Source organism: Williamsia sp. R60 (assembly GCF_054063855.1).
Genome location: NZ_JBSSGR010000006.1, coordinates 78,089 through 96,910 on the forward strand (window position 1 = coordinate 78,089; position 18,822 = coordinate 96,910).

19 protein-coding genes and 1 pseudogene are annotated in these 18,822 nt (G+C 62.0%); 3 read left to right on the forward strand and 17 right to left on the reverse strand.

Going from position 1 to position 18,822, the window contains the following annotated elements; translation table 11 throughout:
* Nucleotides 1-227 precede the first annotated feature (227 nt).
* The 12 genes from ACVWY6_RS23925 to ACVWY6_RS23980 all read right to left on the reverse strand — a co-directional run bounded on the left by ACVWY6_RS23925 (nucleotide 228) and on the right by ACVWY6_RS23980 (nucleotide 10,954).
* Nucleotides 228-389: a hypothetical protein gene (locus tag ACVWY6_RS23925; RefSeq protein WP_400730837.1), complete on the reverse strand. Its 162-nt coding sequence runs from the start codon at nucleotides 387-389 to the stop codon at nucleotides 228-230.
* 349 nt (nucleotides 390-738) lie between these two features.
* A complete protein-coding gene (locus ACVWY6_RS23930) occupies nucleotides 739-1,092 on the reverse strand; it encodes an AMP-binding protein (protein WP_232232991.1) in 354 nt (117 codons plus the stop codon).
* A 23-nt stretch (nucleotides 1,093-1,115) separates the two neighbouring features.
* Nucleotides 1,116-1,814 (reverse strand): hypothetical protein, encoded by a 699-nt coding sequence (locus ACVWY6_RS23935; RefSeq protein WP_030175664.1) that lies wholly within the window; start codon nucleotides 1,812-1,814, stop codon nucleotides 1,116-1,118.
* A 49-nt stretch (nucleotides 1,815-1,863) separates the two neighbouring features.
* The gene (locus ACVWY6_RS23940; RefSeq protein WP_030175667.1) at nucleotides 1,864-2,796 is read right to left on the reverse strand and encodes an MlaD family protein; all 933 of its coding nucleotides are present in this window, start codon (nucleotides 2,794-2,796) and stop codon (nucleotides 1,864-1,866) included.
* A gap of 26 nt (nucleotides 2,797-2,822) precedes the next feature.
* Nucleotides 2,823-3,860 carry an MlaD family protein gene (locus ACVWY6_RS23945; protein WP_009678382.1) on the reverse strand — a complete coding sequence of 346 codons (1,038 nt, stop codon included), beginning with the start codon at nucleotides 3,858-3,860 and terminating at the stop codon, nucleotides 2,823-2,825.
* Entirely contained in the window at nucleotides 3,860-4,909 is a 1,050-nt protein-coding gene (locus tag ACVWY6_RS23950) for an MlaD family protein (protein WP_009678383.1), read from the reverse strand. Before ACVWY6_RS23950 ends, ACVWY6_RS23945 begins: the two co-directional genes overlap by 1 nt.
* A complete protein-coding gene (locus ACVWY6_RS23955; RefSeq protein ID WP_030175672.1) occupies nucleotides 4,903-5,898 on the reverse strand; it encodes an MlaD family protein in 996 nt (331 codons plus the stop codon). The genes ACVWY6_RS23950 and ACVWY6_RS23955 overlap by 7 nt, the downstream gene beginning before the upstream one ends.
* Nucleotides 5,895-6,899 carry an MlaD family protein gene (locus ACVWY6_RS23960; protein ID WP_030175674.1) on the reverse strand — a complete coding sequence of 335 codons (1,005 nt, stop codon included), beginning with the start codon at nucleotides 6,897-6,899 and terminating at the stop codon, nucleotides 5,895-5,897. Before ACVWY6_RS23960 ends, ACVWY6_RS23955 begins: the two co-directional genes overlap by 4 nt.
* Nucleotides 6,900-7,934: an MlaD family protein gene (locus ACVWY6_RS23965; RefSeq protein WP_030175677.1), complete on the reverse strand. Its 1,035-nt coding sequence runs from the start codon at nucleotides 7,932-7,934 to the stop codon at nucleotides 6,900-6,902. It lies immediately after the preceding gene.
* Between the two features lie 8 nt (nucleotides 7,935-7,942).
* Complete coding sequence (locus ACVWY6_RS23970) at nucleotides 7,943-8,806, reverse strand: ABC transporter permease (protein ID WP_030175680.1); 864 nt, start codon at nucleotides 8,804-8,806, stop codon at nucleotides 7,943-7,945.
* A 10-nt stretch (nucleotides 8,807-8,816) separates the two neighbouring features.
* Entirely contained in the window at nucleotides 8,817-9,554 is a 738-nt protein-coding gene (locus ACVWY6_RS23975; protein WP_030175681.1) for an MlaE family ABC transporter permease, read from the reverse strand.
* A 476-nt stretch (nucleotides 9,555-10,030) separates the two neighbouring features.
* Nucleotides 10,031-10,954, reverse strand: a complete 924-nt coding sequence (locus tag ACVWY6_RS23980; RefSeq protein WP_009678389.1) for a metal-dependent hydrolase — start codon at nucleotides 10,952-10,954, stop codon at nucleotides 10,031-10,033.
* Nucleotides 10,955-11,420: 466 nt separating this feature from the next.
* Here ACVWY6_RS23980 and ACVWY6_RS23985 point away from each other — a divergent pair, with 466 nt between their 5' ends.
* Nucleotides 11,421-11,690, forward strand: a complete 270-nt coding sequence (locus ACVWY6_RS23985) for a hypothetical protein (RefSeq protein ID WP_009678390.1) — start codon at nucleotides 11,421-11,423, stop codon at nucleotides 11,688-11,690.
* Between the two features lie 123 nt (nucleotides 11,691-11,813).
* Here the strand turns inward: ACVWY6_RS23985 and ACVWY6_RS23990 are convergent, their stop codons facing one another.
* From ACVWY6_RS23990 to ACVWY6_RS24000, 3 genes are all read right to left on the reverse strand, one after another.
* Entirely contained in the window at nucleotides 11,814-12,044 is a 231-nt protein-coding gene (locus ACVWY6_RS23990; RefSeq protein WP_008382249.1) for a hypothetical protein, read from the reverse strand.
* Nucleotides 12,045-12,324: 280 nt separating this feature from the next.
* On the reverse strand, nucleotides 12,325-14,010 hold the full coding sequence (locus ACVWY6_RS23995) for an FAD-dependent oxidoreductase (RefSeq protein WP_030175684.1): 1,686 nt from the start codon (nucleotides 14,008-14,010) through the stop codon (nucleotides 12,325-12,327).
* 10 nt (nucleotides 14,011-14,020) lie between these two features.
* Nucleotides 14,021-15,037, reverse strand: a complete 1,017-nt coding sequence (locus ACVWY6_RS24000; RefSeq protein ID WP_009678392.1) for an AurF N-oxygenase family protein — start codon at nucleotides 15,035-15,037, stop codon at nucleotides 14,021-14,023.
* A 688-nt stretch (nucleotides 15,038-15,725) separates the two neighbouring features.
* On the opposite strand from ACVWY6_RS24000, the gene ACVWY6_RS24005 reads away from it, so the two are divergent.
* A complete protein-coding gene (locus ACVWY6_RS24005; RefSeq protein ID WP_030175686.1) occupies nucleotides 15,726-16,604 on the forward strand; it encodes an SDR family NAD(P)-dependent oxidoreductase in 879 nt (292 codons plus the stop codon).
* Nucleotides 16,605-16,800: 196 nt separating this feature from the next.
* On the opposite strand, the pseudogene ACVWY6_RS24010 reads toward ACVWY6_RS24005, so the two are convergent.
* Nucleotides 16,801-17,227, reverse strand: a pseudogene (locus ACVWY6_RS24010) (IS3 family transposase); the annotation flags it as partial.
* Between the two features lie 175 nt (nucleotides 17,228-17,402).
* Nucleotides 17,403-17,813: a PaaI family thioesterase gene (locus ACVWY6_RS24015; protein ID WP_008382404.1), complete on the reverse strand. Its 411-nt coding sequence runs from the start codon at nucleotides 17,811-17,813 to the stop codon at nucleotides 17,403-17,405.
* Between ACVWY6_RS24015 and ACVWY6_RS24020 the strand changes: the two genes are divergently transcribed.
* A complete protein-coding gene (locus tag ACVWY6_RS24020; protein WP_197038146.1) occupies nucleotides 17,781-17,960 on the forward strand; it encodes a hypothetical protein in 180 nt (59 codons plus the stop codon). The two genes, ACVWY6_RS24015 and ACVWY6_RS24020, sit on opposite strands and share 33 nt — an antisense overlap.
* The last annotated feature ends 862 nt before the right edge of the window (nucleotides 17,961-18,822 follow it).

An 18,822-nucleotide genomic window follows, 5' to 3' on the forward strand; every position in this document is an offset into this window, starting at 1 on the left:
GCGTGGCAGGGGCGGACAGGTCTCGGTTCTCGCTGGGGAAGCGATACCACGACCGGTGTCGATTGCGCATTCGCGCGACGGTTTCGCCCGTGCCGTGGCCGCTTAGCGCAAAGTTAGGCATCGCTGCCGACGGCGGCCTGGGATGGCTTCTAGATGCATCGGCCAAGAGAGGTGAACACCAGACGGCGGCGGTGCATTGCACCGCCGCCGTTTGCAAAGAGATGTGTTCAGTTCGACACGACGACGAAATCCCCGTCGGCATGTTGGGCACGCAAGACCTTCTCGTCGAACTTGCCCACGCTGGTGCGTGGCACCTGATCCACGAACGCCAGTGCTGGGGGGATCCACCAACGAGGGATCTCTCGTCGGGGCAATTGGCGAGGAACCATTCCCTGAGCTGATCGGCGGTCACGTCACTGTCGTGCGCCCGGACGACCACAGCTAGGGCGGTCTCCTGCCATCGATCGTGGGGATGGCAATCACTGCGGCCTCGACCACCTGCGGATGGCCCATGATGGTGTTCTCAAGCTCCACCGATGAGATCCACTCGCCGCCGGACTTGACTACGTCCTTCGATCGATCTATCGGTGAGCGTGGTGAGATAACCGTCCGGGCTGATGTGGCCACATCGCCGGTGCGCAGCCAGCCGTCCCGGAATTTGTCGCTGTCCTCGTCGAGACGGTAATAGGCACCGGTGATCCACGGCCCCTTGCTTCCAATTCCCCAATCGACTTGTCATCACGCGGAACCGGCATCCCGGCCTCGTCGGTGAGACGCATCTCGACGCCACAGATGGCACGGCCGCAGATTCAGGGTGTGCAAGTCGGCACCCATGGCGGGAATCGCTGCGTACGCCTCCAGATGTTCCTGGTTGTTCCACAGCAAAGTAGCGACACGGTCATCGTCGCCAACACCGGCACGACGCTGAGCATTGGCCAGCTGACCGCATCGTTTCTCAAGGGACCCGTAGGTCATGGTCCGAGCCGGCTCGTTTCCGCCGTAGGTGATGACCTGCCTTGCAGCGTGATTCGTCGCGACGTGGCGGAGGATCGACGCCACCGTCAAAGGTGCATCCTGCATCGCGCTCTTCATGAAGAACTCCTTCTGCAGCTACCTTATTCCGCTGGGCCATAGTCCTGGATCTGCCAGCCCTGGGCCGTTTTCGACACGACCACCTTCAACAACGTCGGCAGTTCACTCGGTTGTGGGTTCTGCACGTTCTGCGTCTTCTGGCTCGCGAAGACCATCACCGTGTATTCCCCGTCGGTGTCACCGGTGTCACCGGTGTCACCGGTGACGCTGGTGGCCAGAACGCGTCCCGACGCCTGCACCTGGGCCTGCTGCATGATCTGGGTCAGCGTCGGCCGGACCTCGTCGTAACGCTTGATGAGCGCCTCACCCGCGTTCTCTTTGACCGCCGCGAAAAAGGCGTCGGTGTTCTCGTAACTGTAGGTCAGGGACTTGGTCGTGTAATCCGAGGCGGCCTTTGCCGCCGCGGCCCGTTGCGCGGCGTCGTTTTCCAATACCGACTTCGCGTCGTCGGCCTCGGCGTAGAGGTAGGCAAACACGCCGGCCAGCACTGCGAGCACCACGATCACGGCCGAAACGACCAAGGCACGTAATCGCGGCGCTGCTGACCAGCGACGCCCGCCTGGCGAGGGGGGATCGACGTCGCCGTCTCCCGGTTCCGCCGTGGCTACGGAAGCGGTTTTGGCGTTGTCGTCCACCAGCAGATCGCTATCCGTCGCCGCTGCTGCCGCGGCGTCCTCGACCTCAGTGGGCTCGGTGTGCGGTTCGGTCTCGTCATTTGTCATCTGGGGCCTTCTGTGTACTTGTGGTGACAGTCCGCGTGGGACATGGTTGTCACCGTGGTGACGGCGACACGGTGAGGGGGACCTCCGCGCGACCTGGTCCCGACGCCGGGAAGGTTCGGGCGAGGAGGTCGCCGATCGACCCGAAGTCGACGTAGGTGTCCGCGACCTTCGCGGTCGCCGGTTTCACCGCCCGGGTGATCGTCAGCAGATCCGGCTGCAGGATCTGGATATAGCCGCTGAGCTTTTCCACAAGCTTCAACACCGGAGGCCACTTGTCGTACGAAGTAGTTGTAAACTCGATGAACGCCCGTTGAATGCGCGCCAGTCCGTTTACGGCGTCAGGGGTGCGCACAGCTGCCGTACTGAGGACGTCCCCGGTATTGGACATGAGGCCGAGCAGGAACTCGGCGTTGTCCGCGGTCACCCGGACGGACCCATCTTTGCCGACGAAATTGACTAAACGGTGCATCATGTCGCCGATCGTGTCGAGGTCTTCCTGCCGTCCGGCGACGGCCTCGGCGACGGTCTTGTTGATGGACTCGATCGATGCCGGGTCGAGTCCATCTGCCACTGCAGCCATCTTCGGCAACACCTGGGGCACCGATTGCGACACGTGCACCGCGTCCGCGGGCACCACATCTCCGTTGTGGAAGTACCCGCCGGTGGCCGTGCCCGTGGGCACGAAGTTGATGTACTGTTCCCCCGCGAGCGACAGATTCTGGATAGACATCCCGCTGTCCTGGGGGATCTTGTGGTCCGAATCGATCGTCATCTCGACCTTAAGTGCCGAATCCACGACGTTGATGGAGGCCACTTTTCCGACGGGTACTCCCCGCACCATCACCGGCGACGTGTCCAGTAGACCGCCGGAGTTGTCGATGAAGGCGGTTAACGAGTACTCGGAGCGGGTGGGGTTGACGCGTGCCACGCCGACGACGAGGTAGCCGAGCCCTACGACGAACACGACGGCGAGAGCCACCATCGATATGAGCGTGCTGCTGCTGCGGTTCACGGCATCATTCCGATCGATTTCAACACGGTTATGAACGATTCGGCGTCACGCCGCGCCAGGTCCCGACCATCGATGGAGATGTCCGAGAGGTTAATGTCCGGCGACCCCACGAATGGAATGAGTTTGTCGCGGATGACGCGCGTTGCCTGCTCCGTGACGGACTTCGAGTAGATGTCGGAGTTGGCGATCGAAGCGATCACCGGGGCGATCGCGGCCACCGACTCCTTGATGCGTGAGTACTCCGGATCCACGATCCTGCCCGCGGCCGTAGCGAAATCACGCAAGTTGGCGATGAGTAGCGCGACGTCGATCAAGGAGTAGCCGAGGCCATAGAAGTTGCGTCCGCCCTTGGTCAGCATCCGGTCGATTCCCGACGGGTCGTCCAAGATCACTTTCAGAGTCTCATCAGCCGACCTCAACACTACGTCGAGCTGGTCGGTGTTCGAGGAGACCTCCGAGACGGTCTCCAGCGTTGTCCGATACAGGGCGTCGAATTCCTGCGGATCCTTGGGGAACGTGGTGTTCAATGTCGAGATTGCGGTGTGGATTTTGTCGAGCTCACCGCCGCCGAGGACATTCGCCATCCCGCGCATGACGTCCTCGACATTTGCTGCCGGCTCGGTCCGTGCCAGCGGGATCACCGAACCCGACCGCAGCAACGCACCCGTCGACGGCTCGACTGGGGGAAGGATGGCAACGTAGATCTCACCAAGGAGAGTGTCTTGACGCAGCTCAGCTCGCGATTCGCCCGGCAGCTGAGTGTTGTTCTTGATGCGAGCTTTGACGACCGCATGCCCGTTCTCGTACGTGACATCCTCGACGGCTCCGACGCTGAGCCCCTCTGAGAGGACTTTTGCGAGGGCCGGCAGGTTGAGTGCGCTGGTGAACTCCATCTCGATGTCGTAGCCGTTGCCGTCGGAGGTCCCTATGGTCGGCGGATTGTCGGCGTTGATCCCACACGACGTCACGAACACCATCGCTGCCATCAGTACGACCATCATGGGTCCGAAGCGTGAGCGGTTGACCGAGATCATCAGGCCCCTCCCCCCATCATCCCGGCGATCGTCCTTGACGCATCGCCGGGCCCGCAGACGCCGTTTGCCGCCGACGCGGCGCAGCCACTGACGAGGCTTCGCAAAGGCAGCGACACTGCGAATGCCCGCACGATCGACTTGGCATCGGGGTGTTTCACGATGAGGTCTGCCGTGCGGGCTGCGACCGCTGCCACCATGTCCGGCTGCTCTCCCATGCCGGCGATGAGCGGAACGGCAGCATCACCGATCGCGAATATTGGGGGCCCGAAATCCGATGCGAACCGCGAGAGGATCGGTACGAACGTCCCCGCGTACTCGACTGCCGCGCCGAACGTCTGACCGAACGCGACGATGACATTGATGGCACCCACGAAGTTGTCGAAGAGGGCGGTCAGCTCTTTGTCGTTCTCGGTTGCCACCCCCGTCAGTGTTGCGAGGTTCCCGACGATCCTGCGAATCTGTCCATCCCGCTTGGCCGGGTCGTTGATGAGCGTGGCAGAGTCCTTGATGATCCCGGCCACGTCACCCTGTGTCCCTTCCAGATTGCGGGCGACGAGCTTGAGGGACTGCAGGACGGCGTCGGTGTTCCTGCCGTTGTCCTTGACCAGGTCCTCGGACAAGTTGCTGATCGAATCGAGCGTCTGACTGACGCCCAGCGGGGTTCTCGTCTTACTCAACGGAATGCACTGATTCGTCTCATATCGGGCTCCACCGGAGTACGGCTTGCTGAACTCGATCTGACGTTCGGTCACGATGGACGTCGACACCAGAGTCGCGCCGACGTCGGCAGACAGCGGCACGCTCTTGTCGATCCGCATGTCGATCCTTACACCGGACTGACCTTCATTCTGGTGCACCCCGACGACGCTGCCCACCTTCTTGCCGAGCATGGCGACTGCGTTGCCTTTGAAGACGCCCGATGCATCGGTGAACTCTGCGCACAGGGCGCGCGTGTCGTCGGACGCCGTCCGCCCTATCCCGATACCAGCGACCACCACAACCACCACGGCGATCAGGAGCAGCAGTCTTCGGACCCAGGTGGTCAGCATTTGTCGTCACCACTCGGAATGCACACACGAACCTCTGGTTCTGGGGTGGCCGGCGCACCGACCGGCGCCTGGAGGAGGACGCCGAGGCGCTGAGTGATCTGATCGACCTGTGTCAGGGCGTTGGAGTAGCCCGGCAGCTCTGTCGACACCTTGTCCAGGAGCGTCTTGAACTGTTGCACGGACGGTTCGATCCCATCGCGGTACGCCACGAGCGGCCTCGTCAGAAGTTTGAACAGACGCCTGAGATAGTCGAACCCGTCGCGGACGTTTTGAATATCAGGTCCCAGCGTACTGGCCAGGAAGCTGAGTTGACGGAGAAAGTCGACCAGCACCTGTTTTTGGTCGGCGAAAGCTTTGACGTATTCATCGGATAGAGCGACCGTTTTGTCGAGCTGACCGTACTGTCGCTCTAGAAGGTCCATCAAACTGCTGGTGTTCCTCAGTGCGTCGGGAATGTTTGTGTTGCCGTCGGAGAACGCATTCTGCAGCAGCGACGCAGTTTGACGGAGATCGACGCCGTTCACATCACGGAACACCGGCGTCGTCGTCTCGAGTGTGTTCGAGATGTCGTAGGTACTCGATGTCTGAACAAGGGGGATTGCCCCTGACAGCGCGGTCGGTCCTGACCCTGGGTCCAGATCGAGAACTCGCCCGCCGATCGGCGTGATCAGGCGAACCGCTGCGGTAGCATCCGAACGGACAGACACCGAGTCGTCGAGTCGGAACTTGACTGTGATAACCGTTCCCGTGAGGTCCACCGACGACACCTTCCCTTGTCTTATCCCCGCTATACGCACCTGATCACCCGACTCCAGCCCGCCGGTGTTGACCAGTTGGGCCGAGTACACCTTTTGACCGGGCGGTGAGATATACACGGCCCCGGCGATCACCAGACCGACCACCACCGTCACCACCACCACACCGGCGACGATGAGGTCGCGTCTGCGTTCGGGCTGGTGATGCGATCGATTTCGATTGAACAACCTCACTGACACACCACCAATCGTTGCCCCATAAGCGCAATCTTCGCTGTATCCGGCAGGGGCAGAAGACCTTTCGAACATTGTGCCTCGCTCGGCGTGGAGTTCGTCGCAGCGGTCAGCGAGTCCATAAGGGGCTTGAGCAGTACCGCACCGTTGAGTAGACCCTCTAACTCCCCGGGTTCTCGCGCCAGACGCTGATAGATCGTCGCGAAACTCTGGTCGTACGTTGACTCAAGTTGCTCGCCGGTGATGACCGTCTTCGACATGGACCGGTTGACCTCGCGTAGCGACTCTCGCAGCCGGTCACTCACGCGGCTGAAGGCGTCGACGATCGATCCCAGCTTGTCGACGAGTTCGACCATCTCCGCTGAGCGGCCTTCGAGTTGGTCGGAGACCTGGCCAAGACTCGTCACAATATTGGTGATGATCTCAGACCGCTGGTTCCCGTAGGCGGTGATGTTGGCGACCTGCTTGAGAACAGGCGATATACCCCTTCCATCACCTTGAGCAACGCGCAACAAGTTGGCCTGCAGTTCATTGATCTCGTTGGCGTTAAGCGTGTCGAACACCGGCTTGAACCCGTTGAACAAGGTGGACACATCAAATGAGGGAACAGTCTTGTCGAGCGCCACCTGTGTGAGTGCCCCCTGTGTTTTTCCCTGTTCCGCACCGATCAATTCGACATATCGCTGTCCCAGAAGATTCTGATAACGCACGGCGGCGGTGGTGTTCGATGTGATCGTGACGTCGTCGTTCAGTTGGAAATGAACGACCGCCGTGGCCCCTTTCAGGTCGATCGCCGTCACATAACCGACCTTGACCCCTGCCGACCGCACACCGTCGCGAGGCTTGAGCCCGGATGCATCGGAGAAGACCGCAGATCGTTCAGAACTCGCTCCGTCCGAGCTGGGTTCGAGGATGGCGATGATCACGTAGGTGAGAACGCCGATGACTGCGGTGAACGCGACGATCTTGATGATGGTGGGAGTTAACGACTTGAGCTTCATCTACCTCGGTCCTCCTGCTGCAAGCGCGCTCTGCAGCGCAGGTGAGGTCTGCACTATCAGGGCGACCTGAAGTTGCACTCGCTCCCCGACCTGTGGCGTGGCCTTGTCGATGCTGTCCAGGATCTGCGGGATGGTGTAAACGGTCCGCGCGAGCCCCGATGCCGATCTGGCGACCGGCCTCGCCAAATCGAGGCCGACGTCCAGTAGTGAACTCAACGCCGGGTAGTTTTTGCTCAACAGTCCTCCGAGTCCGCCGAACAGGACCTCGCCGGTGTCGTTGAGGTTGCCTTTGGTCTGTTTGATGGCCTCGTCGGTGGCGAAGAAGTCCGCGATGTCGACGTTCATGAGGATGCCCGGAATGAACGGCTTCATGAAGTCGGCAACACCCTCGGACAGGTCTGCCGCGATCGCCAAATCCTGGCCCACTGGCCGCTGTTGGACGTCCCGAGTGAGCTGCGCGATCTGGAACATGAGTTTGCCGGTGTCGGCAAACGTTTGGGAATCGTCGACCACAAACTTCACCACAGAATTGAACGCTGGCTGATCGAGAGCATTGACCAGCTTGGAAAGTTTTCGAATCAGGGTCGATACCGAAGTTTGTTCGGACTGCTGCTTGCTCACATAGACACTGCCACCATCACGGATGAGCGCTCCCCGCCCAGGGTCGACAACCTCGAGTGCCGTCGGCCCCAGCGCGCTGGCGGACGTGTAATTCACCGCCATGCCCTGACTCAACCGGATGTCGTCGTTCGCTCCGGTGAGCTCGATTTTCACATTTGTGCTTTGGTCGCGCACCGACACCGAGGACACCTTGCCCACCGTGAAGCCCCGATACTTCACCTCCGATCCGCTCTTCAATCCGTCACCAATCGCGTCGGTGGTAATCGTCACTGTCTTGTTGTCGTCATATTTTCCGTTCGCGTTGCCCACCAGAAGATAGGCGGCAACCACCACGACGACGAGAACCCCGATCCCACGCAGGGTCAAGTTCGTTCGTGACGGCGCGCGCCCTGACGGATCTTGAAATACAGCCACTTAAACTCCTAGCCCGAAATCCTGACGCCCGAATCGAAGCCCCACATCAGCAGGGTCAAGATCATGTCCTCCACGACGATGATGATGAGACTGCTGCGGATCGCTCGACCAGACGCGCGGCCGACGCCTTCTGCTCCACCGGTGGCGTAGTAGCCCTGGTAGCTGTGGACGATGACGACCGATACCACGAAAATTAGGACCTTGATGACTGAGAACACCAGATCCTGCGGTTTGAGGAACGCATTGAAATAGAAGTCGTAGGTGCCACCGGACTGACCGTGCATAAGGATGACGACCAGTTTGGCCGCGACGAAACTGAGTATCAGCGTCACGATGTAGAGGGGAATGATAGTGGTGATCGCTGCGACCACGCGCGTGCTGACGACGTACGGAATCGGCCGCACCGCCATCGACTCGAGTGCGTCGATCTCTTCGGCGATGCGCATAGAACCGATCTCCGCAGTGAGGCGACAGCCGGCCTGGGCTGCGAAGCCGATCGCGGCGATAATAGGTGCCAACTCCCGAGTGTTGGCGTATGACGAGATGAACCCGGTAAGAGACCCCATCCCCACCAGGTCCAGCGAGGCGTAGCCCTGAATGCCGATGGATGCCCCCACAGCCATTCCGAGAATGACAAGCACGACCGCGGTACCCCCGCCGACCAGAACAGCGCCTCGTCCCCAAGCAAACTCATGTATGTACAAAAGCGTCTGTCGTCGATAGGTGGTCGCGACGTGGCGAATTCCTGCGACGGTGTCGATGGTGAACGTGGTGATGTGCCCGAGTTGTGCAGGGACTTCGGCGAGGGGCGTCACAGCACGCACGATCGGACGAGTGACAGAAGTGAACCGGGTGGATGGTATGGCGGTCACGTGTTCTCCGTCATCCGATGGTCTGCGGGACGAACATAATTGTCAGCTGGGTGATGACCACGTTGATGACGAAGCACGCCACCACCCCCAGGACCACGGTGGCGTTGACAGATTCGGCCACACCCTTCGGGCCGCCTTTCGTGGACAGACCCCGGTGACATGCGATTGCCACGACCACGAGACCGAACACCACTGACTTGATCAGTGCCACCACGATGTCCGCCGACGAGGCAAAGGATGCAAACGAGGAGACGTAACTTCCCGGCGTGATGCCCTGGACGTTGACGCTCAGGATGTAGCCGGCCACGAGACCGGTAAACACGATGAGCATGCACAACAGCGGAGCGACGATGAGAACCGCGACGAACCGCGGGGCGACGACTCGACGGGCCGGATTGAGTCCTAGCGTCTCCATGGCATCGATCTCTTCACGGACGGTGCGTGCGCCAAGGTCAGAGGCGATGGCCGACCCTGCCGCACCACCGAGCAGCAGCGCTGTCACGATCGGGGCCCCCTGCTGGATGATCCCGAGTCCACCAGCGGCGCCGGCGATGGACGTGGCCCCGACCTGCTGGGTCAGGCTTCCCACCTGCACCGAGACGATGACGCCGAACGGGATCGCCACCAGGATCGCCGGCAACGTCGTTACGGTGATGACGAACCAGGTCTGGGTGACAGCCTCCCGAAACGGAAATCGTCCGGTGACAATGTCATACACGGTCCACCGCAGTGCCTGGCCGGCGAGCATGGTCGTGTTCCCGAAGGTCGCAAGACTATCCGTCGCACGACCAGTGACTCCCGTAGCGATACTGCTCTCCTTCATATGGCTGCACAGCCCTTCAATGGTGTGCATCACAGTATCAGGTACTTCGAGTACTTCAATACATGATTCGGAGATTCCTGCCGGAGTTAGCGCACTGGCCGGGTCAACGTCGGACAGCGAATCGGTGAAGTCGTCCGTCGCCGCATTTACCGAAGCTCTCGGAGACATCGAGCAGCCCGGCCAGGGCTTCCCCGCCGGATCTCGGGGCGGTCCAATACCAGCAGCGGATGGAACCGAACGTTTTTGGCTCTTCGCAGTTGAGGGTGTAGAGGTGGTCGGCGCCGCGTGCTGCTCGTTATAGGAATGATCAGGGTGAGTGCCCACCGCGCCATCTCGATGACATCGAGGACCATCGTGGTGCGACGACGGGGGTCACAGGTACCCACCGACGCGGCCCTCGTTCAGCAGCGGTCCGAGCGGCGCTGACGTCCACCCACGAGGTTGTCCGTCAAAATACCTTGGTCGCCGAACAACTCCGAGCGCCAGGTCTTGAGCAGATAGTCTGTGGGGTTGTCGCTGGGATGGAACCCGCGACGCGTGTAGGTTCCTAACTCGCGCAATACATCTCGGTTGATCCACGGGTTGGTGCGCATAGCCGCCACGCTTCGCAGAAGACGAACCGGGTTGTACGTGGCGCGATCGGTGAGCATTGACGCCAGCGTGGACACGGTGACAAGTCCCAGAAACGTGATGTGGATCCCGCGCATCGTGCCGATACGCAGAGCTTCGCTGCCACCGATGGTCCGGTAGACGTCGAACGCCACCGCTTTGTGTTCGACCTCCTCGTAGGCGTGCCACAGCAGGAGTCCCCGCACCTCGTCGGAGGTGAGTAGCGCGCGTGCCTCGGTATTCGTGAGGAGCAGAGAGGCCAGGGTCGCCGTGTAGTGCTCGAGGCCGGCGGTCATGGCCAAGGAGAATTTGTGCGGCGCGTGACGGTAGATCATCGCCAGCGCTCGCTTGGTGAGGCGGTCATTGATCCGAGTGGGGTAACCCATTTCCTGGAGATGCTCGTTGATCTCGCGGTGCTCGCGTCCGTGTGTAGCCTCTTGGCCGATGAACCCGTCGACCTGCGCCCTCAATGTCGCGTGGGCGATCTCATCCTTGTAGTACTTCACCGACCGGATGAAGAAGTCCTCGCCCTCCGGGAAGACCGATGACAGCATGGACACGACGTGACTCATGATCAGGTCGTCGGAGACATAGTGTCGGTTCATGGAGCCCTGCGGATAGGAGAACTTGATCCGCCTTGCACGGATGGGCGCTGCCTTGAAGTCGACCACACCGGCGTCGTCGGTAGAGCTGATGGCGGGTTGCTCCGCGTCCATGCTGTCCTCCGGTCCCGTTCCGCCACACCAGAATATGTGTGTCAGCAGCCACAGCTCGATTCCCAACTATCAGTCCGCAGAGACAGTGTTGTCAATGGTCGATAAGGCCCCGATGGGGGTGCCGCGGTCGGCGAACGCACACTTGATGGCACCTGCCCAGGCCGAAGTAGACGCCCTGTGGGGCCGCGCCGAAGGACCCCAGCCGGCATAGGCTGACATCGCCAACTTGCGCTACGTACAACGCTCGGCCGACCAGCTGCGGCCGCGCGCAGCTGGTGCGCCTGGCCAGCAAGCAGTTTGTCCGGGATCGGGAACTGGACCTGGGTGCTTCAGGGTACTTGAGAGAACTAACCCGTGAACCGCGATCATTTCGCCCGCCCCACCTCCGGCATGTGGTCTTGTCTCACGACCGCCGGTGCGCTTGGCTCTGATGAGCTATCGAATCCACCTCACAGAAGGACACCCAATGCCCAACCAGACCACGTCCGTTCCCGCCGCTGCCGGAGCCGTCTTGGCCGCGACCGGCTTAGCACACTTGGTGGTGCCGCAGGCGTTTCATGCCATCACCGCGTCGGCGTTCCCGAAGGACACCACCACGTGGACCAAGCGGAACGGGGTCACCGAGGCCGTCGTGGGCACCGCGATCGCGATTCCGGCGACGCGGAAGGCGGGGCTGGTCGCACTGGGCGCCTACGTTGCGTTCCTCGGTTCGCGGATAGTTCTCGCGAGACGGTGACACTCACCCGGTGCTGGACTGATTTCGGTCCACCGGGAGTTCTGACGGGCCACCGCCGCCGGGTCGATGCCCGGCGGGGCGGTGGGAGATCACGATTGGATCTGTACGTCCCCGACCCACCACCTACGAGGTGAAGCCGGGGATCGGGTACTGCCCGTTGAGGCTGTGCTGGCCTACGTCGGCGATCTTGTATGCCTCTGGGGCGTGCCGGGTGTGGGTACGCACGTTGCGCAGAAACGGTCGAAGCCGTACTTGGGATTGATCCCGCGCCGTACCGATCACCTCGAAGATCCCGCTGTTGAGGTTGAGCGCGGCAGTGGTCGCCAACGCCTTGACCCCGGACACCTTCACCATCAGTTCGCCGCGGTCCTCCGGGTGAGAGCATCACCACTTGTCCCAGGCCCGTCTGCAGCAGGAGCGTCGCTTCGCGGGCGATGGAGTCATCGCCCTTGCAATGCGGTGGTGGATTCGCCGTGGGAGCGAAGCGTGTAGGGATCGTGAAGGTGCACCCCTCGTGAAGATCGATCCGCCGACGAAGACGAGACCAGCACGACGGTAAGCAACATCGGCCCCCATCCGGGTAGCCGGGTAACCATCCGCCACCTCGTGTCTCAGCATGACAGCGGGCTCGTCGTCAGTGACAGAAACCGGCCAGCATCCGCTGCGTGAACGGCGGAGTAGGTGCGGCGGCCGCAACTGCCAACATGTCGGCGACCGAGGTGAACTTGTCGCGCGGGCGGCGCCCTCCGCCACGCTTGATTTCGGCTTCGTCGATGGCCCTCCATCCGGCCGCGTTCACCACATCTGGTCTGCGGCTGCGCACCAGTTTCGCCAACGCGTGGGGCCTTGTGCGCGGCGCGGTCAACAGACCGGCGTTGTAATCATCGACGACGCTTTGTACCGTCTCCGCCGCGCACGACTTGTTGGTGCCGATGAAACCGTTGGGGCCGCGCTTGATCCAGCCCGCCACGTAGCTGCCTGGCACCGGCTGTGCCGTTTGCGGATCGATGACCCGGCCCCCGTCGTTGGGTATCACGGCGGCGACGTCATCGAACGGTAGATCGCGAATGGCCTTCCCGCGGTATCCGATCGATGTCAGCACCAGGCCGGCGTCGAGATGACAGATTCGATCCGAACCCGTCACTGTGAAGTCGATGCCGCTCACGAGGGCAGTGCCGAGGATGCGCGCGGGCGTCAACCGGTATGCTAACCGGATCTGCGGGCGCGTCGCGGGCACTGACGCGTCTCCGAGCTTGCTCAGTACCTCCAGTTTGTTTCGGATCAGCGGGTCCTCCGCCGTGGCGAGGTCGGCCTGCACGAGAGCTTGGTCGGTCGCATCGAGAACCACGTCGCACGTCGATGTTAGCCCGATCAATTCCGGCAGGGTGAAAGCGGACTGCGCCGGCCCGCGGCGGGCTGCGATCACCACTTCGTTGACCTTCGACTGCCGCAGTGCGGCCAGCGCGTGATCGGCGATGTCCGTGCGCGCCAATGCGTCCGGATCAGTCGTCAAAATGCGGGCTACGTCGAGCGCGACGTTGCCGTTGCCGACCAGCACCACTCGTTCATGTTCCAGCGTGACAGGGAGATCTGTGTATTCGGGATGTCCGTTGATCCACGCGACCATTTCGGTGGCCGTGCCGGTGCCGGGCAGTCCCATGCCGTCGACGTCGAGTCTGCGATCGTTCGGCGCTCCGACGGCATACACCACCGCGTGATGGTGGGCCAAGAGTTCGGAGTGGGACACATCCGATCCCACCTCGACGTTGAGGTAGAAGGTGAATCCAGGCGATCGGCTCACTTCGTCGAAAAGCCGCGTGACCCGCTTGGTGTTCTGATGGTCGGGTGCGACGCCGGCCCGCACCAGCCCATAGGGCGTCGGGAGACGTTCGAAGACGTTGACCCGTACGCCTGACTGGGTTAACAGTTCGTCGGCGGCATACATCGCCGCCGGACCAGAGCCAACGATCGCTACCGTCAATGGATCAGACTCGCGTGCATCGACTTTCGGCGCGGCGATGACCGGCGCCAGCTTAGACGTCGGCGGAACCCTCTCGCCTGCGGGCCGATCCGGGTAGAACGCCGCGTTGAGGGAGACAAACGGCAATTGTTCAGGCCGCAGCTTTGCCTGCGGCACTATCGCCCCGACCGGGCAGGCAGATACACATGCGCCGCAGTCGACACACGAGACCGGATCGATGTACAACATCTCAGCGGTGGCGAACCCGGGTTCGTCTGGCGACGGATGAATACAGTTGACCGGGCAGGCGTACACACAGGAGGCGTCGCTACAGCACGACTGGGTGATCACATGGGGCATGTACGCCGCCCTACGCTACGGCGGACACGTGCTGGCGCTGCGGCTCGCTACGGTAGCGACTCGGCTTGCCGTCGATCTTGCAGATCCGCCAAACGATCTTGGCGAGCGGATTGATCAGTCCCGTGTCGTGGCACAGCATCCGGACGTCACCGAACATGTCACGTAGCGTTTGCCGCGACTCCGGCGAATTGAAGAAGACCTCCTTGCGCACCGAGCGTGGAATATCGAACTCCTTCCAGAACTCCCGCGGCGGAACCATGATGGCCGAACACAGCACGCGCATCATCACCGGCACAAACATCGACAGCAAGAACCGCTTCCCTCGCGACAAATGCGGCACCCGCTTACGCAGGTACTCATGCGCGAACGAGATGTGCCGCGCCTCTTCGGCCACGTGGATCGCCATCACCCGCTCCATGATCGGGTGCAGCTGTTTACCCTCGCGCAGAACGTTCTTCTGCGTGTGATCGATGGGTTCTTCACCGGCGAGAATGCCGAACCAGAACGGGATCGGCAGCGGCCCGGCCATCAACGGGACGACCGGTTGGGACCACCTCAGCAATCTTGGCATCCCGGGCACGTCGACGCCGATGCGGTTCACCATCTCCTGGAACATCATGGTGTGGTTGCACTCTTCGGCGGCCTCGTGCAGGCAGTAGCGGTACTCGGGCGACCCGTTGGGCGTCCAGAACGCGTAGTCCATCAGGCCGCGGATCAGGACCAACTCGAAGTGCAGGCCGACCTTGGCAACGTTGGCCTGACGCCACATACCGATCTCGATCTGGCGCTCGACCGCTTGCGCTTGATACCACGGGTGACGTCCGAGCGGATCGGTCCCAGGAAGGATCCACCGCTCGTCATTGGGTGTCACCGCGAACTCGGGTGCATCCCAATCGATATCGATATAGGGGTTGAAATGCCGTCGCACTGACCCCTCAGACAGTGTGTTGAGCATGTCGGTGTACACGGTGTCGTCGAGCACATCCATGTTGCTACGCCAACGTTTGATGATGCCGGTTCTAGCCATAAGAAGCCTCCCCTGAGGTTGATGTTTCTACGGCTTTTATACGTACACGATACCGCAAGTATCGGATATCGGAAATGCCCCGGTCGTGCGATGACCGAAACCGCCCCGATCCAGGGCCGCGCGATAGGGAGCGGTGGCTGGCAAGACGGCTAACCAGCGAGACGCAAAGACGGCATGACGGCCTGGGCCGCGCGGTCGCTACAGGCGCGTGTGTACAGGAATGGAACGTATATGTACACGCGGAGGGTCGGACGGTGTTGAAATCATCGAATTGTGCACATGTCAGAACAGAGCGGGCGGGCGGTGTCGTCGTGCGCCGGTTGCCCCCGTGTCGCTTCGGCGGGCTCGTTTTTCAACCGGAACCGACACCTCCCTCAGGACAGTTCTTACCGCTGACAGCTGATCTTGACGGCTGATGGTGACCAGGTGATCGTAGGGGCCGCTCAACCGGCTACGACGCCGTCCTGGCCGAGCTAGATCGCCAATCGGCCAACCACCGGCCGTCAAGCACCAAGTCTGGCTTTTGTTGGTGCACGAAGGCGGCAGCGAGGGGCTCTCGCTCTGGCACGGCGGCCCACATATTTCGTGTTCTCCGGCCCACTGGGACGACGGGCAAGACGACCATCGGCCGCATCCTCGCAGCGGATGGGGGTCAATAGTGCTGCGCCTCGTGATCTACGGTCTATGCATGGTGGCAGCAGCTGTGAGATACGTGCCGGCCCGAGTCGCGCATACTGCTTTACAACGACCACGTACGCCGGGCGAGCTCGTCAATACACTTCGCACCGGGTCGCCGGCCAGGCGGCTACGGTATTCAACCGTCCTCGTCACTGGCTCTTCGTCGGGCATCGGCGCTGCGGCAGCTGAAGAGTTCGCCCGTCGTGGAGCCCACGTCTTGATGGTGGCGCGTCGTGCGCACAGCCTAGACGAGCTCGTCACGCGTATCCGGGCCGCGGGCGGCTATGCCGACGCCTGTCCGGCGGATCTCTCCGACACCGACGACACGGCTCGCCTGATCCAGCACGTGCTCGCCGAGTACGGCTGCCCAGACATCGTCGTGAACAACGCCGGGCGGTCGATTCGCCGCGAGGTCCTCGACTCGACGGATCGGCTGCACGACTATCAGCGCACCATGGCGGTCAACTACTTCGGTCCCGTGCAGCTGACGTTAGGGTTCCTACCTGCCATGAAGGAGCGCGGCAGCGGCCACTTCATCAACGTCTCCACCTGGGGGATCCCAATGGGCGCTATGCCCAAGTTCTCGGCATACGCGGGATCGAAGGCCGCGATTACCGCCTTCGGACGCAGCATAGCGTCGGAGTTGCGTGGCACAGGGGTCTCTGTGACGACCGTCTTCTTCCCGCTCGTGCGGACACCGATGATCGAGCCCACCAACGAATACCACCAAATTCCCGCGCTCACCGCGGTCGAGGCTGCGGACTGGCTCGTGCACGCGGCTGTGTATCGCGATCTGGAGGTCATGCCGCGAGTGGCACGGCTTCTCCGACGAGTGGGCGCGGCCTCGTCGAGAGTCGCGGACCGGCTTGTGGAACGTAATGCGCCCTGACGTGTGCCCCAGATGGTGGCCCACGGCGAGGTGATCAACTCGGCGAGGAGGGCCGATGTGCGACACGGGGATACCTGACTCGTCGGTGCGATCGGCCCGAGGCTCTGCTGCACGACGGTCCACTTAGCCTGGTCCCGCCGCCGGGCTGTCGGGGTGGTGCCCCGGACCTGCGATCTCGGCCAACGTGTCGGCACGACATATGCGACGCCACGCGCCACCCGACGATCATCCGGGAGTAGACGTCGGTAATGAAGCACACATACCCCACCCCGCACCAGGTCGGCACGTACGTCAGATCGGCACCCACAGATGATTGGGTGCGGTCGCGGTGAAGTTGCGTTTGACCAGATCCGGATGCCGTGGCGTATCTGGATCGGCTTTCGTGGTGCGCACCTGCTTTCCCCGGCGGACCCCTTCGATGCCGGCGAGCCGCATCAACTGGGCGACCTGGTCGCGGCCGACGGCGTGACCGCGCCCGGCGCGCGGCCGTCCACAGCTTGCGGTCACCGTAGACCCGGTAGTTGTCCTCCCCCAGCTGTTCAAGAGCCGGACCCATCACCCGCGTCACGTCGCGTCCGCGCCGACGGCGCGCGGGCCTTGGTCACGTAGTACGTACTCGGGGCCCACCGGCACCCCTGCTGAGCGCAGGACAGCACTAATGGGCTCGACCCCAAACCAAGCGGAAGTAGAACTCTGAAGCCCACACCGTGTGGAATCCGGTGCCGAGGATCGAGAGACCATATGTACTCACAGCATTCCTTCCGCTACAGGTCGCCGCCCGGCGCGCGACGCGGGAGATTAGTGCGTCGTCGGCGTATCGTCGTGGTCACTTACCTGCTGCGGAATAGCCGTCTCTACAACGTGGTTCGGAGAACTCTTACCCAACGTGCTCGTGAAGTGCTCCAGCGTGACGACGATGAAGAGCCCAACCGCCGACGCGACGCGCTGGCCGGTTGTCGCCTCTCGCAGTTCGGCCCGGACTTTGAGTTTGCGGCCCGTCCGGGACACGAGATCGGCACTGACCTCGTACCGGGTGCCCAGCAACACGGGGGCGAAGAACTCGGTGTCGAGTTTGCGAGTTACCGCCATCTCGCCCACGACGTAGAGCAGCATCCCCACCATGTCATCGAGGACGGTGACCACGGCGCCACCGTGTGCTATTCCGGGGGCGCCGCGATGTCTACCATCGAATACATGCACGGCAACCACGCCATCTCCACGCCGTCGGGCCTGCAAGCGGTATCCGTGCGGATTGTCGGTACCGCACCCAAGACACCATGGGTGGTGCGCCTCCAGTTCTGCACCGTCGACTACGTCGCCGCGGTTCTGGAATGCGTTCCACCAGTGGACCGTTAGCTGCTCATCGGTTGGACTGTCGATGACGATGCCTCCTGAAAATCAACACGCAGCTTGTTTTTGACGTCCCGCCAGAGCGCGCCACGGTCATCAAACGGGCGAATCCGAGCACTTTGACTCGTTTCGACTCAAGTTAGTCGATCTCACACCGAGAGCAAACACGCACATCAGTTGTTACTGATCGCAGCAGGCGTTCGCAACCGACATCTTTGCCCACGAGCTGCGGCAGTCAGCAGTACCGCCTTCGGGACGCAGTACGCCCTCGACCCGGAGGCTTGAGACCGCGTCTCGTCAAAGCCCTCGAAGTCGCCCCGAACTGCGAGAGGCGACGCCCGGCCACGCGCGTCGCGTCAGAGGTTGGGCTCTTCATCGTCGGCACGCCGGCCCAATCCCTCACCGTGTCTTCTGTCCCCAGCCGAGCCGCCCATTCAGCGAGGTCGCGAAGCGAACCCGCACCGCAACGCTCTCCCTTACTGTGACGGCAGGAATCAGCACCTCATCATCGCGTGTCTACCGGCGAAGCTGTCGATCCTCGGAAGGACAATCCGCTAGCCAAATCACTGCAATCGTTCATGGTCAGGCGTCAAGGACCCGCAGCACGCTGGTGTAGTCCTCGGGTTTTGGAACAGCATGGTGCGAGCGGCGATCGGGCATAGATCTCGGTGAGCTGCACACCGCTGTTCCCCTCGATGATGGGTCTCCGATCGTGATGTCGTGTCAATGAACGTCACCACACCGCCGAGCAGCCCCCCATCAGCGCGCCGCGCGACCATCTCACTGGCCTGCCCAATCGAGTCCAGCCCATCGACAGCCTGGACACTACTTGCAGTGCTCGACACTCCTCCTCACTAGATGGTTGACA

Excerpts from the sequence above, each read along its gene's own strand:
- ACVWY6_RS24000 (WP_009678392.1), bottom strand. The coding sequence starts at position 15,037 with ATGGCTAGAACCGGCATCATCAAACGTTGGCGTAGCAACATGGATGTG.
- ACVWY6_RS23950 (WP_009678383.1), bottom strand. The coding sequence starts at position 4,909 with ATGCTGACCACCTGGGTCCGAAGACTGCTGCTCCTGATCGCCGTGGTG.
- ACVWY6_RS23975 (WP_030175681.1), bottom strand. The coding sequence starts at position 9,554 with ATGCTCGCCGGCCAGGCACTGCGGTGGACCGTGTATGACATTGTCACC.
- ACVWY6_RS23945 (WP_009678382.1), bottom strand. The coding sequence starts at position 3,860 with ATGATCTCGGTCAACCGCTCACGCTTCGGACCCATGATGGTCGTACTG.
- ACVWY6_RS23995 (WP_030175684.1), bottom strand. The coding sequence starts at position 14,010 with ATGCCCCATGTGATCACCCAGTCGTGCTGTAGCGACGCCTCCTGTGTG.
- ACVWY6_RS23930 (WP_232232991.1), bottom strand. The coding sequence starts at position 1,092 with ATGAAGAGCGCGATGCAGGATGCACCTTTGACGGTGGCGTCGATCCTC.
- ACVWY6_RS24005 (WP_030175686.1), top strand. The coding sequence starts at position 15,726 with ATGGTGGCAGCAGCTGTGAGATACGTGCCGGCCCGAGTCGCGCATACT.
- ACVWY6_RS23990 (WP_008382249.1), bottom strand. The coding sequence starts at position 12,044 with ATGGTGAAGGTGTCCGGGGTCAAGGCGTTGGCGACCACTGCCGCGCTC.
- ACVWY6_RS23940 (WP_030175667.1), bottom strand. The coding sequence starts at position 2,796 with ATGGTGGCTCTCGCCGTCGTGTTCGTCGTAGGGCTCGGCTACCTCGTC.
- ACVWY6_RS23925 (WP_400730837.1), bottom strand. The coding sequence starts at position 389 with ATGGTTCCTCGCCAATTGCCCCGACGAGAGATCCCTCGTTGGTGGATC.
- ACVWY6_RS23985 (WP_009678390.1), top strand. The coding sequence starts at position 11,421 with ATGCCCAACCAGACCACGTCCGTTCCCGCCGCTGCCGGAGCCGTCTTG.
- ACVWY6_RS23960 (WP_030175674.1), bottom strand. The coding sequence starts at position 6,899 with ATGAAGCTCAAGTCGTTAACTCCCACCATCATCAAGATCGTCGCGTTC.
- ACVWY6_RS23935 (WP_030175664.1), bottom strand. The coding sequence starts at position 1,814 with ATGACAAATGACGAGACCGAACCGCACACCGAGCCCACTGAGGTCGAG.
- ACVWY6_RS23980 (WP_009678389.1), bottom strand. The coding sequence starts at position 10,954 with ATGGACGCGGAGCAACCCGCCATCAGCTCTACCGACGACGCCGGTGTG.
- ACVWY6_RS24020 (WP_197038146.1), top strand. The coding sequence starts at position 17,781 with ATGTCTACCATCGAATACATGCACGGCAACCACGCCATCTCCACGCCG.